Here is a 14,196-nt window from a genome sequence, read left to right on the forward strand (position 1 = left end):
CATGAGCACCACCGCATCCAATGAGCCCGTCGTCACCTCGTACGCGCTCGCCCCGGTGAAGAGCGTCACCGTGGGCGGCATCAGCTACGCCTACCGTGAGCTGGGCCCGAGGGAAGACATTCCCGTCATCTTCTTCGTGCACCTCGCGGCCACGCTCGACAACTGGGACCCCCGCATCGTCGACCCCATCGCCGAGAAGCGCCACGTCATCACCTTCGACCAGCGGGGCGTCGGCGCCTCAACGGGAACCGTCCCGAGAACCATCGAGGAAGCCGCCGACCACGCGTACGAGTTCATCACCGCCCTCGGCTACGACAGAATCGACATCTTCTCCTTCTCCATGGGAGGGATGATCGCGCAGGACCTCGTCGTCAAGCACCCCGACCTCGTGCGCCGGCTCGTGCTCACGGGCACCGGTCCGCGCGGCGGCAAGGACATGGACAAGGTCGTCGGTGTCACATACCTCGACCTCGTCCGCTCGATCCTCACCCGCTCCGACATCAAGGAGTTCCTCTTCTTCAACCGCGACGATCGCGGCAAGCGGGCCGCGAAAGCGTTCGTCGCCCGGCTGTCCGAGCGCACGGTCGACCGCGACACGTCGATCAGCCTGAAGGCGTTCCAGACGCAGCTGGGGGCCATCCAGCGCTACGGCCGTTCCGCGCCCTCCGACCTCTCGAAGGTCAGGCAGCCGACCCTCATCGCCAACGGTGACAACGACCGCATGGTGCCATCGGTGCTCTCCAACGACCTGCACAGGCGCATCTCCGGCTCCGAGCTCGTCATCTACTCCGACTCGGGCCACGGCGGCATCTTCCAGTACCATCACCAGTTCGCGCGGTTCGCCGTCGAGTTCCTCACCCGGTAGCGCTGGTGGGCCCGGTCAGACGCACGCAGGAGTGGCGCGGCTTCCAGAGAGCTCTGGGAGGCGCGCCACTCTGTATCCGGGGGTCTGCTGCTAGCTGCTTGACCCACCGAGCTGCGGGTAGACCGCCTCGAGCGGGGCGCTGAGCCCGGCCTTCAACTGCACGGACGTCTCGTCGGCGAGCACCTCGTACTCGCCGGCCTCGGTCGCGTCGAAGACCTTGGAGACCAGCGCGGCCGGGTCGGTCTTCGGGTCGTCCGTGTGCGCGGCCATGGCCGTGTCGACCCAGCCCACGTGGACGCCGACCACGTGGACGCCGGCGTGGAGCAACTCGAGGCGCAACGAGTTCGTCGCGGACCAGAGCGCAGCCTTCGTGGCGCTGTAGATGCCATTGACCGCATACCAGCTGAGGGCTGAATGCACGTCGATGATGGCGGCACCCTCACGGTTCGCGAGAAGTGGCGCGTAGGCGCGCGCGAGGAAGACGGGTCCGAGGAAGTTGGTCGCGACGTTCGCCCGAATCTCTTCATCGCTGTGGGACAGGATGCTCGGGGACGAGACCGAGGCGCCCGCGTTGTTGATGAGCACGGTCACGTCCGGCGCCGCGTCGACGACTGCGGCGATGGATGCCGAGTCGGTGACGTCGAGGGTGAGCGGCACGATCCGCTCGTCGTCCCAGCTGCGGGGCGTGCGGGCGGTGGCGTAGACCTTGGATGCGCCGCGGGCGAGAGCCTCGCGCACGAAGTTCGTGCCGATGCCCCCGTTCGCGCCGGTGACGAGGACAACTGCTCCGTTGAGTGAGGGCATGGGTGGTCTTTCTGTTGCTCGGGTCGTCTGGTCAGTGATGATGACGGGCCCCTGGGGCGGCGTGGAAGAATCGGCGTGAGCACCGGTCCTCAGTCGATAGCGACTAAACTCATAACTGAGCCTGCTCAATATCTATTCCCGGAGGAGATCCGATGACCACCGACGGCCGGCCACTGGGACGCCGCGAGCGGAACAAGCTCGACAAGCTCGAGCGCATCACGGCGGCGGCTGGCGAGCTCTTCGCCGAGCGCGGGGTCGACGACGTCACAACGCAGGAGATCGCTGACCGGGCCGACATCGGCACCGGCACGCTCTTCCTCTACGCCAAGACCAAAGGCGAGCTGCTGCTGCTCGTGCAGAACTCCATGTACGAGACCGCACTCGAAGAGGGCCGCGCGGCCTCAGCTGAGGCGACTGGTGCCCTCGACGGCGTGCTTGCCGTGCTTCGCCCCGTCGTGGCGTGCAACCGCAAGCAGGTCGAGAACGGCCGCACCTACCTGCGCGAGATGGTCTTCGGTGATCCCCAGGAGCCGCGGCACGCCGAGGCGCTGAAACTGACGAGCCAGACGCAGGACCTCGTCGCTGACGTCATCGACCGCGAGACCGCGGCGACGGCCGACACCGCGCGCGCACTCGCGCAGGTCGTCTCCGCGATCATGTTCACCACCATGGCGGCGTCGGTCAACGCCTCGCTGTCGGACGACGAGATCGTCGAGCAGGTGCGGGCGCAGGTCAGCGTGGTGCTGCCCGCCTGACCCGACTGACCTGACTGGCCCGTCCCGACCCGGCGTGCCGGTCCGGGAGCTCCCGAACCGGCACAGTGTGCTGCGTCTAGCGCTTCGCGCTCGCCACGAGCTCGCCGAGCGCCGACTCGTCGAGGGGGCTTCCCGGGAACGCAGCGACGCGCCCGAGCGGCATGGAACCGAGCATCTTGAGCATCTCCGGGTCGGCCAGCATCCCGGACAGGCCGCTCTCGCCGTCGAGCAGGGCGGAGCGGAGCAGCGGCCCACCTCGCTCGTCGTCCAGCCATTCCGCGATGGTCGAGGTGTCGTCCAAGGTCAGTGCGAGGTCGTCACCCGCGACGCCCACGTGCGTGGAGACGCGGATGTCTCGGCTCGAGGCGCCGACCTCGATGCGGTATTCGCCGCCCTCGACCGTCCACTGCCCGGCGATCGGGTGGAAGTAGGCGAGCTCGGAGCGCGGGACCTCGATGGTGACGGTTGCCGTCGATCCGGCCGCGACCTCCACAACCGAGAACGCGGTCAGCGAGCGAATCGCGCGCGGTACAGCGGAGCCCGGGAGGCCCGTGTAGACCTGCACGACCTCACGCCCGTCCCGGCTGCCCGTGTTCGTGACCTCCACCTGGATGCGCAGGCCGCCGTCCTGGACGTCGACGGCGAGGTTGTCGTAGGCGAAGCTCGTGTACGACAGGCCGTGGCCGAACGGGAACGAGACCTCGGTGCTGCGCGCGTCGTAGCCGCGGTAGCCGACGAAGATGTCCTCGCCGTAGCGGACGTGTCCGAAGGCGCCGGGGAACCCGAGGTGGGCCGGGGAGTCCTCGAGGTGTACCGGAATGGTCTCGGCGAGGCGCCCAGAGGGGTTGACGACGCCGAAGAGCACGTCGGCGGTCGCGCCGCCACCGGCCTGACCGAGGAGCCAGCCCTCGACGATGGCAGGCGCGAGGTGCTGCCAGGTCGAGGTGCGCACGATGCCGCCGTTGGAGAGCACGACGACGACGTTCTCGTTCGCGGCCTGCACCGCGGCGAGGAGCTCGAGTTGGTCGGCGGGGAGGTCGATGTGCTCACGGTCGAAGCCCTCGGACTCCTCGTGCGCGGGGAGGCCGAGGAAGAGCACGGCGACGGATGCGCTCGCGGCGGTCTTGACCGCATCCGCTCGCAGCGCTTCGGTGTCTCCGGAGTCGTCGAGCGTGAAACCGGGCGCGAACCGCACCCGGTCGCCGGCGACCCGGCTCAGCTCGGTGAGGGCGTCGTCGAGGCGGGTCGGGTTGATGAGCGAGCTGCCGGCGCCCTGGTAGCGGGGCGTGCGCGCGAACTCGCCGATGACCGCGAGGGTGTCGTCGGAGCCGAGGTCGAGGGGCAGGAGGTCGCCGTCGTTCTTGAGCAGCACGATGCTGCGTCCAGCCGCCTCGCGGGCGAGCGCGTGGTGCTCGTCGGCGTCGTAGCTCGCAGACTCGTCTGCGCCCGCGACGATCTTGTCGACGAGCTCAAGCGCACGGCGGGCGGCCGTGGTCACGTGCTGCTCGTCGAGGTCGCCGGAGCGCACCGCATCCACGAGCTGAGCATCCGTGCGTCCGCCGCTGGACGGCATCTCGAGGTCGAGCCCGGCGGCGACGCCGGTGACCCGGTTGTCGACGGCGCCCCAGTCGGAGACGACGAGGCCCTCGTAGCCCCACTCCTCCCGCAGCACGGTCGTGAGGAGCCAGTGGTTCTCGGAGGCGTAGACGCCGTTGATCTTGTTGTACGAGCACATGACCGTCCACGGCTGCTGCTCGGTGACGACGCGCTGGAAGGCGCGCAGGTAGATCTCGCGCAGCGGGCGCTCGTCGACGTCAGCGCTGATCCGCAGCCGGTCGGTCTCCTGGTTGTTCGCGGCGAAGTGCTTGAGCGAGGAGCCGACGCCCTGGCTCTGCAGCCCGCCCACGAGTGCTGAGCCCATGACGCCGCTCACGAGCGGGTCCTCCGAGAAGTACTCGAAGTTGCGGCCGCAGAGCGGGGAGCGCTTGATGTTGATGCCGGGGCCGAGCAGCACGCCGACGCCCTCCGCCTTTGCCTCCTCGCCGAGCGCGACTCCGACCCGGCGTGCGAGGTCCGCATCCCAGCTCGCGCCGAGCGCCACGGCGGGCGGGAAGCAGGTGGCGGGCAGGCTGTCAGCGAGCCCGAGGTGGTCGCCACCCTCACGTTGCAAGCGCACGCCGTGCGGGCCATCCGTCAGCGTCACCGCCGGGACGCCAACTCGATCGACCGCCTTCGTCGACCAGAAGCTGCGACCACTCGTCAGGGACGCCTTCTCCTCGATGGTCAGATCGTCGAGGTGCTCGGCGTGGGTCATCGTGATGCTCCGATCGGTCGTGCGGGGGAGTGCTCGCGGCCCGGAGATCAGGGCGCGTGCCGTTCCAGATAAGCGTAGATCTCGCTGTCGTCGACGCCTGGGAAGCGGCCTGCTGGGAGGGATGCGAGGATCTGCGCGTGCAGTCGCGCGCTCGGCCACGCGCGTCCCGCCCAGCGGGCCGCGAGCGCCGGGTCGGGTCGCCGGCAGCAGGTCTCGTCGGGACAGCGCGAGACCTGGCGGTTGTCGGTGTCGCGCCCGCGGAAGTACTTGGCGTCGTCGAACGGCACCCCGAAGGTGATCGAGAAGACCCCCTCGGCCGACTTGCCGGTCTGGATGGTGCTCCAGAACGTGCCGGCCTGGGTGTCCGTGTACTGCCAGAACTCGGTGGTGCGGTGCTCGATCTCCGTCGCTCGGCGGGCGCCCCACCTGCGGCAGACGATCTGCCCTTCGACGGCGCCGGTCACGTCGAGCGGCAAGGGCAGATCGTCGTTCTCATAGGCCTTGTAGACCTCGCCGACGGAGCCGACGCGGAGGAAGTGCACACGCATCCCGAGGTGCTCGGTCATGAGGTTCGTCATGCGCAGGGCGGCCGCTTCGTGCGTGACGCCGAACGCGTCGCGGAAGTCCTCGACGGCGAGGTCGCGGTCCTTCTTGCGGGCGCTCAGGAAATCGACGGCCTGGGTGCGCGGAATGAGGCAGGCGGCGGCGAAGTAGTTGATCTCCAGCCGCTGCCGCAGGAAATCGGCGTACGAGTCGGGAGGCGTGTGGCCCAGGATGCGGTGGGCGACGGCCTGCAGGGCGATGGAGCGCAGCCCGTGGCCGCCCGGGATCGACTCCGGTGGGAGGTAGATGCGCCCGTTCTCGAGGTCGGTGATGCTGCGCGTGGAGCGGGGCAGGTCGTCGGCGTAGACGATCTCGAGGCCGAGCTGCTCGACCATGAGGTGCACCTCGCGGTGCGTGAGCGCCCCGGCGACGTGGCCCACCTGGCGGAGGCGCTCTTCGGCGACCGCTTCGATCTCGGGGAGGTAGTTGTTTCGCTCCCGCATCCACGCCCGCTGCTGGGTATTGCGGATGCGCGCCTCCTCCGGCGTCGCCGAGGCGGTCGCTGCCCGCCGCTCGAGCTCCCGGTGGAGCCCAACGAGCGTCTCGAGGGTGTCGTCGGGCATGCCCTTGCCGCCGCGCAGCTTCGGCAGGCCGAGACCCGCGAACAGTGGCGACGACTGGGCGCGCTTTAGCTCAAGCTCAAGTGCGGCCCGGCTGTTCGGCGCCTCGGCGCGCACGAGGTCTTCGACCGTCACGCCGAGGGCCTTCGCGAAGGAGGGCAACTCTGACGGCTTCGGCTCGCGGCGCCCGTTCTCGATGAGCGAGATGCGGCTCGGGCTCGTCTCGAGCAGCGCCGCGAGGTCGTCGAGCGTGAGCTTCGCGAGCGAGCGGTAGTGGCGGATGCGGGCTCCGAGTACGGAGGCGGTGTACACGTCGGCGGGCATGGCATGACGCTAGCGCAAGAACTGAGCTTCTTTACGCGCATTTCTTCGAAAGACCACCCGAAATGCGCCGAATACTGGGGTCACCCGTCAATACCCGTCAACGACGACACCAGAAGGACCCACCATGACTCTGCTCCACGAACCCCCGCTCTCCGCAGACGCAGTCACCGGCGCAGACGCATCCGCCCGCGACGACGTCTACGTGCTTCCCTTCAGCGCCGTGCGCCTCGGCGACATCCCCGAGGTCGGCGGCAAGAACGCCTCGCTCGGCGAGCTCATCGCCAACCTGCAGGATGCCGGGGTGCGTGTCCCGAACGGCTTTGCGACGACGGCGAGCGCCTTCAACCGACACCTGCGCGAGACGGGCATCGACACGTGGATCCGCGGCGAGATCGTGGGCCTCGACGTCGACGACGTGGCTCGCCTCGCGATCGTCGGCGCTCGCATCCGCGCTCGCATCGAAGCCGCCCCGCTCGCACCCGAGCTCGAGGCTGCCATTCGGAAGGCCTTCGCCGCTCTCGAGGCCGAGACCGACGGCCAGCTGCTCGTCGCGGTGCGCTCGAGCGCCACGGCCGAGGACCTCCCCGACGCGTCGTTCGCGGGGCAGCAGGAGACGTTCCTCAACATCGCCGGCATCGAGAACGTACTCGCCGCCACCCGCAAGGTGTTCGCGTCGCTCTTCACCGATCGGGCCATCGCCTACCGGGTGCACCAGGGCTACGCGCACACCGGGGTCGCGATCTCGGTCGGCGTGCAGCGCATGGTGCGCGCCGACGAGGGTGCGGCCGGGGTCATGTTCAGCGTCGACACCGAGTCGGGCTACGACGGCGCCGTGTTCGTGACGAGCGCCTACGGGCTCGGCGAGGGGGTCGTGCAGGGCGCGGTCAACCCGGACGAGTTCACGGTGCACAAGCGCACCCTCCGCGAGGGGCGGCCCGCCGTCCTGTCGCGCCGAGTCGGCAGCAAGGCCACCCGGATGGTCTTCACGGAGGACACCCGCGTCGGTCGCACCACCGAGTTCGTCGAGACGCCGGTGGATGCGCAGCGCCGGTTCTCGATCACCGACGCCGAGGTCACCGAGCTGGCCGAGGCGGCCCTCGCGATCGAGGAGCACTACGCGCGGCCCATGGACATCGAGTGGGGCAAGGACGGCATCGACGGGCGCATCTACATCCTGCAGGCTCGACCCGAGACCGTCATCTCCCAGCGGGCCGCCGGCACCCTCGAGCGGCACAGCCTGCTGGAGCGCGGCGCGACGCTTGTCGAGGGTCGGGCAATCGGGCAGCGCATCGGCGCCGGTGTCGTGCGCCTGCTCACCTCGCCGTCGCAGATGAGCGAGTTCCAGCAGGGCGACGTGCTGGTCGCCGACATGACCGACCCCGACTGGGAGCCGATCATGAAGCGCGCATCCGCCATCGTCACGAACCGCGGCGGCCGCACCTGTCACGCCGCGATCATCGCCCGCGAGCTCGGCGTCCCCGCCGTGGTCGGAGCGGGGGATGCGACCGAGCGCCTCTCGGACGGCGACGAGGTCACCGTGACCTGCGCGGACGGGGAGACCGGGGCGGTGCTCGAGGGCATCCTGCCCATCGAGGTGGAGCGCATCGAGCTCGACTCGTTCCCCGAGCTGCCGGGCAAGATCATGCTCAACGTCGGCAACCCCGACGCCGCGTTCACGCTCGCCGCGCTGCCGAACGACGGGGTGGGGCTCGCGCGCATGGAGTTCGTCATCTCGCGCCAGATCGGCGTGCACCCCCGTGCGCTGCTCGAGCTCGACGACCAGGAGGAGGGCATCCGCGCCGCCATCGACGAGCGCATCGCCGCCTACGACTCCCCGGCCGACTTTTTCGTGCGGCGTCTTGCCGAGGGGGTCGCGACGCTCGCCGCGGCGTTCGACGGCAAGCCCGTCATCGTGCGCCTCTCGGACTTCAAGTCGAACGAGTACGCCGGCCTGCTTGGCGGTGCCCGCTACGAGCCGGTCGAGGAGAACCCGATGCTCGGCTTCCGCGGCGCGTCCAGGTACATCTCCGCCGAGTTCGCGGAGGCGTTCGCGCTCGAGTGCGAGGCGATCCGGCTCGTTCGGGACGACATGGGGCTCACGAACGTTAAGGTCATGATCCCGTTTGTGCGTACGGTCGAGGAGGCTCGGGCCGTCGTCGCGCGTCTCGCCGAGAACGGGCTGCGCCGCGGCCAGAACGGCCTCGAGGTGATCATGATGTGCGAGGTGCCCTCGAACGCGCTCCTCGCCGAGCAGTTCCTCGAAGTCGTCGACGGTTTCTCGATCGGGTCGAACGACCTCACGCAGCTCACGCTCGGGATCGACCGAGACTCGGCGCTCGTCGCGGACAGCTTCGACGAGCGCAACCCCGCCGTGCTGAGGCTCATCGACCTAGCAATTGAGGCCTGCACGAAGCACGGCCGGTACGTGGGCATCTGCGGGCAGGCGCCCAGCGACCATCCGGGACTCGCCCAGTACCTCTTCGACCGCGGCATCTCCTCGCTGTCGCTCAACCCCGACACGGTCGTCGAGACGTGGACGAGGCTCGCGGCGAACCGCTGATGGAGAGCAGTCGGCGCCCCACCTGAGTGGGGTGCCGGCTCGTGCGCAGGTGCTTGCTCAGACCCGGCTGAACGACGCCGTGGCGTTCAGGTGGTGATTTATCAGAACTGTCGCGCGCCCACGTCCGCGCGGTGCGCGGTCGAAAGGATCTCGGTGAGCCGGTCTGCCGGCAGCGGCGCGCCCGGGTCGCTGAGGTAGTCGGCGCGGAACGCGGCCAGGTCAGCGACATAGATCTGCGTGTACGCGCCGGACTCCGGCTCGAAGCGCCACGACTCGGCAAGCGTCCCGGCATCGACGGTGTCGAAACCGAGAGCGCTTACGAGTTCCGAGACACGTGCCTTGGCGGCGGCATCATCGCCCGCGATCGGAAGCGCGGTGCGCGGTGTCGAGTTGGCGAGATTCGGGATGTGGGTGAAGAGGATGTTGTTGAACGCCTTCACGATGCGCGTGTCCGGCAGCAGTGCCTGCTCGTACTCGGCGGTTGTGGTGGCGAGGCTGTCGAGCTGCTCGATCCGGCCGTCGCGGTGCGGGTAGTAGTTGCCGGTCGAGAGGATGGTCTTGCCTGCGAAGGCGTCTTGCGGCAGGTTCGGGTATGCCGCGAGCGGAACCGCGAGGAGTGGGATCTCGCCGAATCCGACGGCTTCGCGGACGTCACCCGCCCGTGCCAGCGGGCCGAGCTCCTCGACGAGTTCCGAGAGGGAGGCGGGCCCACGCGAGTTCGCGATGAGCACCTCCCAGCCCGCGGCGACCGCCAGGCGGGCGACTGCTGCTCCGATGGATCCGCTGCCGATGATTCCGATGCGCTTCATGCTGTTCTCCTTGTGTTCGAGTGGTCGGGGGCCTGTTCCCATCCGCTTCTCGTGAGCGCCGCCAGCGCGGCACCGGAGGCTGCATCTGCCATGGCGGCCCCTCGCACCCAGCTGGTGGCGAGGGCTGCGAGGAAGAGGTCGAGCGCGCGGATGTCGGCGCGCGCTTCTCCCTCGTCCTGGGCGGCCCGGAGGAACTCATCGGTGGTCGTGATGAAGCCCTGGCAGGTCACAGCCAGTGGGGACAGGTTGGTGGTCGTGGCAGCGCGCAGCGGTTCGGGGAGCCCGTCGAACGCGCACGCCCAGTCGGTCACCGCGTTCAGCCAGCCGTCGAGTGCCTCGGCGGCGTTTGTCGCTGAGGAGAGGAGCTCATCCCGGCGGGCCACGAGCTGTTCGTCGCGTGCGGCGAGGAGCGACGCGAGGAGCGCCTCACGGTTGGGGAAGTGGCGGTAGAGCGTGCCGGCACCGATGCCGGCTCGCTTCGCGATCGCATCCAGTGACCCGGTGACGCCGTGCTCCGAGAAGTACTGCTCTGCGGTGTCGAGGATGTGGTCTCGGTTGCGTCGTGCGTCTGCGCGCGGCGCGCGGCGCTTGCTCGCGGTGGATTCGGTCATGGTGCCCCTCGGTTGACAAAGTGGAGAGCATCTCCGTATCGTCTCTCGAAGAGGAGAGTATCTCCATTTCGTCGCGAGTGCCAGTGCTCCCGACAGCAACAGGAAGCGGAACGATGACCGGCAACGGCAAGATGATCCTCGGGTTGCACATCGGCAGCGGATACGGCTCGCAGAGCTCCGCTTGGCGGGCGCCAGGTGTAGACCCCGCCAACTACACGAACGTCGACGCGCAGGTCCGGTACGCCCAGTCCGCCGAGCGGGGGAAGTTCGCGTTCCTGTTCTTCCCCGACTTCCCGGGCGAGCAGGTCGACCTCGCCCGCGAGTCGTTCATGATCTCCATCGAGCCCGTGCTGACGTTGGCCGCGATCGCGCGGGAGACCGACAGGATCGGCCTCGTCGCGACCGCATCCACGACCTTCAGCGAGCCCTTCACCATCGCCCGTCAGTTCAAGGCGCTCGACATCATGAGCCACGGCCGTGCCGGCTGGAACGCCGTCACGACCAGCGACCCGGGAGCGGCGGCCAACTTCGGCCGCACGGTCGCGCCGAGACCCGAGCGCTACCAGCGCGCCCACGAGGCGATCCAGATCGTCGAGGCGCTCTGGGGGAGCTGGCAGCAGGACGCGTGGGTGATGGACACGGCGACGGGTCGCTTCGCTGATCGAGACAAGATCAGACCCATCAACCTGCAGGGCGAGTATGTCGCCTCCCGCGGCCCCCTCAACATCCCGCCCTCGGAGCAGGGGCAGCCCGTGATCTTCTCGGCCGGTGGCGGCGCGAACGGGGCCGAGATCGCCGGACGTCACGCGAGCGGAGTCATCGGGGCGGTGTTCACGATCGAGGATGCGCGGCAGCAGCGCGAGGCGTTGCGGGAGGCTGCGCGTGCGGCCGGGCGCGACCCAGACGACGTGAAGTTCTTCGCCGGTGTCATGCCAGCCCTCGGTGCGACCAAGCGCGAGGCGCTCGACCGTCGGGTCGCGCTCGGCGAGCTGTCCGCGCCCGCTCGAGTCGGGTACCTGGGCCAGATGCTGAACCTGCCCTCGGCGCTGGACCCCTCCCAGCTCGACAAGCCGCTCACCGCGAGCCAGCTGGCCAGCGCCAGCCCGAATCCGTACGATCCGCGCTCCGCGCGCGCCCTCGAGATCGCGCGTGAGGGATGGACGATCCGCGACATCCTCGCGCACGGGGTCATCGACTACCACCCCACCCCGGTTGGCCCAGCGAGCGTGATCGCCGACCACATGCAGGAGTGGTTCGAGGCCGGCGCGTGCGATGGTTTCTGGGTGTCGGTCGACGTCAATGAGGATGGCATCGACGCGTTCGTCGACGAGGTGATCCCGCTCCTGCAGGAGCGCGGCATCTACCACGACGACTACGAGGGGGCGACCCTTCGCGATCACCTCGGGGCGCCCGCTCAGTACGGTCGGGACCCGCGCGTGGTCTGAGTCGACGCGCCGTGACTCCGGCGTCGCTCTGCGGACACGCTCACCAGGTACTCCGCCGCCGTTCAGCACGCGTTCCTACGATGCTGCAGTGGCACAGCTCAGTGACGAGAACCTCATCGAGACCATCGCCGAACGACTCGCGGAGACGGGCCGCACCCTGAGTGTGGCCGAGTCTCTGACCTGCGGGAGGGTCGCCTCCACGCTCGGCAGCGGACCTGACACGAAGACGTGGCTGCGCGGCGGGGTCGTCGCCTACCAGACGGAGGTGAAGCAGCGCGTCCTCGGTGTGACACCCGGCCCGGTCGTCTCGGCCCGGTGCGCCGAGGAACTCGCGGTCGGCGTGGCACGGCTGCTTGAGTCCGACATCTCCATCGCGACGACCGGTGCGGGCGGCCCCGGACCGGAAGAGGGCGAACCGGAAGGCACCGTGTTCCTGGGATGGAGTGTCGACGGTGTCGTGGGCAGCGAACGTCACGACTTCGACGGGGAGCCCGCCGAGATCCTCGACCAGACCGTCCGTCAGGTGCTGGAACGACTGGAGCGTCTCCTACGCGCAACCTAGGCGTGCAGGTTCTTGAGCACCTTGAAGAACTCGGCCTTGCCTTCGAGGCCGATGCCGGGAAGATCGCCGGGCCATACTCGGCTGTTCGTGACGACCGCGTCGTCGGTGAAGCCGCCGGTTGGCTGGAACTCGCCCGGATATGACTCGTTGCCCCCGAGGTGCAGGGCTGCCGCGATGTGAAGCGAGAACTGGTGCCCGCCGTGCGGGATGCAGCGGCGGGGTGACCAGCCGTGCTGCGCCAACGCATCCTGCACCCGGAGGTACTCGACGAGGCCGTAGGTGAGGGCTGGGTCGACCTGGATGTAATCGCGGTCCGGGCGCATCCCGCCGTAGCGGAGCAGGTTGCGCGCGTCCTGCACGGAGAACAGGTTCTCACCGGTCGCGATGGGATTCGGATAGTGCTCGGAGACCGTCGCGTTCAGTGCGTAGTCGAGTGGGTCGCCGATCTCTTCGTACCAGAACAGGTTGTAGGGCTCGATGGCACGCCCGTATTCGAGTGCGGTGTGCAGGTCGAACTTGCCGTTGACGTCGACTGCGAGCCGCGAGCCGTCGCCATCCAGCACGTCGATGACGGCCTCGATGCGGCGGAGGTCGTCGGCGAGGTCGGTGCCGCCGATCTTCATCTTGACGACCTCGTAACCCGAATCGAGGAAGCGCCGCATCTCGTCCTGCAGGTCGGCGTCGGACTTCCCGGGCGCGTAGTAGCCGCCGGCGGCGTACACGAAGACGTCCTCGTCGGGCTGGCCATCGCCGTAGTGGTCGGAGATCCAGCGGTAGAGGGGAACTCCGGCGGCCTTCGCGACGAGGTCGTGCAGTGCCATGTCCACCACGCCGAGCGCTACGGAGCGCTCCCCGTGCCCGCCCGGCTTCTCGTTGGTCATCATGATGTCCCAGGCCTTAGACGGCGAGAACCCGCCAGCCTCGTCGTGCAGCTCGTCGTGCGTCGCCGCTAAGAGGCGGGGGAGCAGGCGCTCCTCGATGATGGGCGTCGCGTTGTAGCGGCCGTTCGAGCTGAAGCCGTACCCGACGAGCGGGCGGCCGTCGACGATGACGTCGCTCACTAGGGCGATGATCGAGCTGTCCATCTTCGAGAAGTCGATGTAGGCGTTCCGCATCGACGAGCTGATGGGGATGGTGCCGACGTGGGCTGACGTGATCTTCATGGAGCCTCCTTCGAGTAGTGATGCATCTTATAAGATACGAGACCGACGCTACGATACGGAGCAGGGATTCCGCAAGCGGGTCCGGATGCAGAGGAAGCGAGGCAAGTGGTGTCGACAACACACGTCTTCTCGAGCAAAGGCGATGTCGCGTACTTCGAGGTGCGTCACCGCATCCTCAGCGGCGAGCTCCCCGCGGGGTCCCGCGTCGCGCAGTACGAGCTGGCGAGCGAGCTCAGCATGAGCATCACCCCCATCCGCGAGGCCCTCCGCCGGCTGAGCAGCGAGGGGCTTGTCACGGTCGACGCCCATCGCGACGTCCGTGTCGCGGGCATCAGCGCGGATGAGGGGCGTCAGCTCTTTGAGATCCGCCTGGCATTGGAGCCCGAGGCGACCGCCCTGGCCGCGGCGCGGCACACCTCCGACGAGCTCGAGGCGATGCGGCTCGCCGCCAGTCGACTGCTGCCCGTCACGAGGCAGTGGGGCGAGGCGGCCATCCAGGCGCACAGTGCGTTCCACCGATCCGTGTACGCGGCCTCGGGAAACGAGGCGATGATCCGGATGCTCGACGACCTGTGGGCCAAGTCTGATCGGTATCGTCGCGCGGGACTGCAGCTGCCGGACGGCGCCGAGCCTCGCGATGTCGATCACCGGCAGCACCTGGAGCTGCTGGAGCTCATAGAGCGCCGCGATGCCGAGGCGGCGTCTGCTCTCGCGCGGCGCCACATCGCCGAGAGCCTGACCTCCTCGGTGCTGCACAAGCTGGCGACGCCCACCGACTGACGGGCCCGCCGACTGGCGGGCGCAGAAAAGCGGCAGCCGAC

General features: G+C 68.8%; 12 protein-coding genes. 6 read left to right on the forward strand and 6 right to left on the reverse strand.

Going from position 1 to position 14,196, the window contains the following annotated elements; all coding sequences use genetic code 11:
* Window position 1 precedes the first annotated feature (1 nt).
* A complete protein-coding gene (locus HDC34_RS02085; RefSeq protein ID WP_179555641.1) occupies window positions 2-865 on the forward strand; it encodes an alpha/beta fold hydrolase in 864 nt (287 codons plus the stop codon).
* Between the two features lie 90 nt (window positions 866-955).
* On the opposite strand, the gene HDC34_RS02090 is transcribed toward HDC34_RS02085, so the two are convergent.
* Entirely contained in the window at window positions 956-1,669 is a 714-nt protein-coding gene (locus HDC34_RS02090) for an SDR family oxidoreductase (RefSeq protein WP_179555642.1), read from the reverse strand.
* Between the two features lie 152 nt (window positions 1,670-1,821).
* Between HDC34_RS02090 and HDC34_RS02095 the strand changes: the two genes are divergently transcribed.
* On the forward strand, window positions 1,822-2,424 hold the full coding sequence (locus HDC34_RS02095) for a TetR/AcrR family transcriptional regulator (RefSeq protein ID WP_179555643.1): 603 nt from the start codon (window positions 1,822-1,824) through the stop codon (window positions 2,422-2,424).
* A gap of 76 nt (window positions 2,425-2,500) precedes the next feature.
* Here the strand turns inward: HDC34_RS02095 and HDC34_RS02100 are convergent, their stop codons facing one another.
* Window positions 2,501-4,738, reverse strand: coding sequence for a beta-glucosidase (locus HDC34_RS02100; RefSeq protein ID WP_179555644.1), 2,238 nt, complete (start codon window positions 4,736-4,738; stop codon window positions 2,501-2,503).
* A gap of 47 nt (window positions 4,739-4,785) precedes the next feature.
* The gene (locus HDC34_RS02105) at window positions 4,786-6,225 is read right to left on the reverse strand and encodes an XRE family transcriptional regulator (protein WP_179555645.1); all 1,440 of its coding nucleotides are present in this window, start codon (window positions 6,223-6,225) and stop codon (window positions 4,786-4,788) included.
* Window positions 6,226-6,349: 124 nt separating this feature from the next.
* Between HDC34_RS02105 and ppsA the strand changes: the two genes are divergently transcribed.
* Window positions 6,350-8,785, forward strand: coding sequence for a phosphoenolpyruvate synthase (ppsA, locus tag HDC34_RS02110; protein ID WP_179555646.1), 2,436 nt, complete (start codon window positions 6,350-6,352; stop codon window positions 8,783-8,785).
* Window positions 8,786-8,886: 101 nt separating this feature from the next.
* Here the strand turns inward: ppsA and HDC34_RS02115 are convergent, their stop codons facing one another.
* Together HDC34_RS02115 and HDC34_RS02120 are read right to left on the reverse strand one after the other, a co-directional pair.
* Window positions 8,887-9,594, reverse strand: a complete 708-nt coding sequence (locus HDC34_RS02115) for an NADPH-dependent F420 reductase (RefSeq protein WP_257023056.1) — start codon at window positions 9,592-9,594, stop codon at window positions 8,887-8,889.
* Window positions 9,591-10,205 carry a TetR/AcrR family transcriptional regulator gene (locus tag HDC34_RS02120; protein WP_179555648.1) on the reverse strand — a complete coding sequence of 205 codons (615 nt, stop codon included), beginning with the start codon at window positions 10,203-10,205 and terminating at the stop codon, window positions 9,591-9,593. The genes HDC34_RS02115 and HDC34_RS02120 overlap by 4 nt, the downstream gene beginning before the upstream one ends.
* 113 nt (window positions 10,206-10,318) lie before the next feature.
* Between HDC34_RS02120 and HDC34_RS02125 the strand changes: the two genes are divergently transcribed.
* Together HDC34_RS02125 and HDC34_RS02130 are read left to right on the forward strand one after the other, a co-directional pair.
* On the forward strand, window positions 10,319-11,650 hold the full coding sequence (locus HDC34_RS02125) for an NtaA/DmoA family FMN-dependent monooxygenase (protein ID WP_179555649.1): 1,332 nt from the start codon (window positions 10,319-10,321) through the stop codon (window positions 11,648-11,650).
* An 88-nt stretch (window positions 11,651-11,738) separates the two neighbouring features.
* A complete protein-coding gene (locus HDC34_RS02130; RefSeq protein ID WP_308807232.1) occupies window positions 11,739-12,212 on the forward strand; it encodes a CinA family protein in 474 nt (157 codons plus the stop codon).
* Here the strand turns inward: HDC34_RS02130 and HDC34_RS02135 are convergent.
* On the reverse strand, window positions 12,209-13,375 hold the full coding sequence (locus tag HDC34_RS02135) for a mandelate racemase/muconate lactonizing enzyme family protein (protein WP_179555650.1): 1,167 nt from the start codon (window positions 13,373-13,375) through the stop codon (window positions 12,209-12,211). The genes HDC34_RS02130 and HDC34_RS02135 overlap by 4 nt on opposite strands.
* A gap of 105 nt (window positions 13,376-13,480) precedes the next feature.
* Between HDC34_RS02135 and HDC34_RS02140 the strand changes: the two genes are divergently transcribed.
* Window positions 13,481-14,155, forward strand: coding sequence for a GntR family transcriptional regulator (locus HDC34_RS02140; RefSeq protein ID WP_308807233.1), 675 nt, complete (start codon window positions 13,481-13,483; stop codon window positions 14,153-14,155).
* The last annotated feature ends 41 nt before the right edge of the window (window positions 14,156-14,196 follow it).

It is taken from the genome of Pseudoclavibacter sp. JAI123, assembly GCF_013409665.1.
In the GTDB taxonomy this organism is placed as follows: Bacteria; Actinomycetota; Actinomycetes; order Actinomycetales; family Microbacteriaceae; genus Pseudoclavibacter.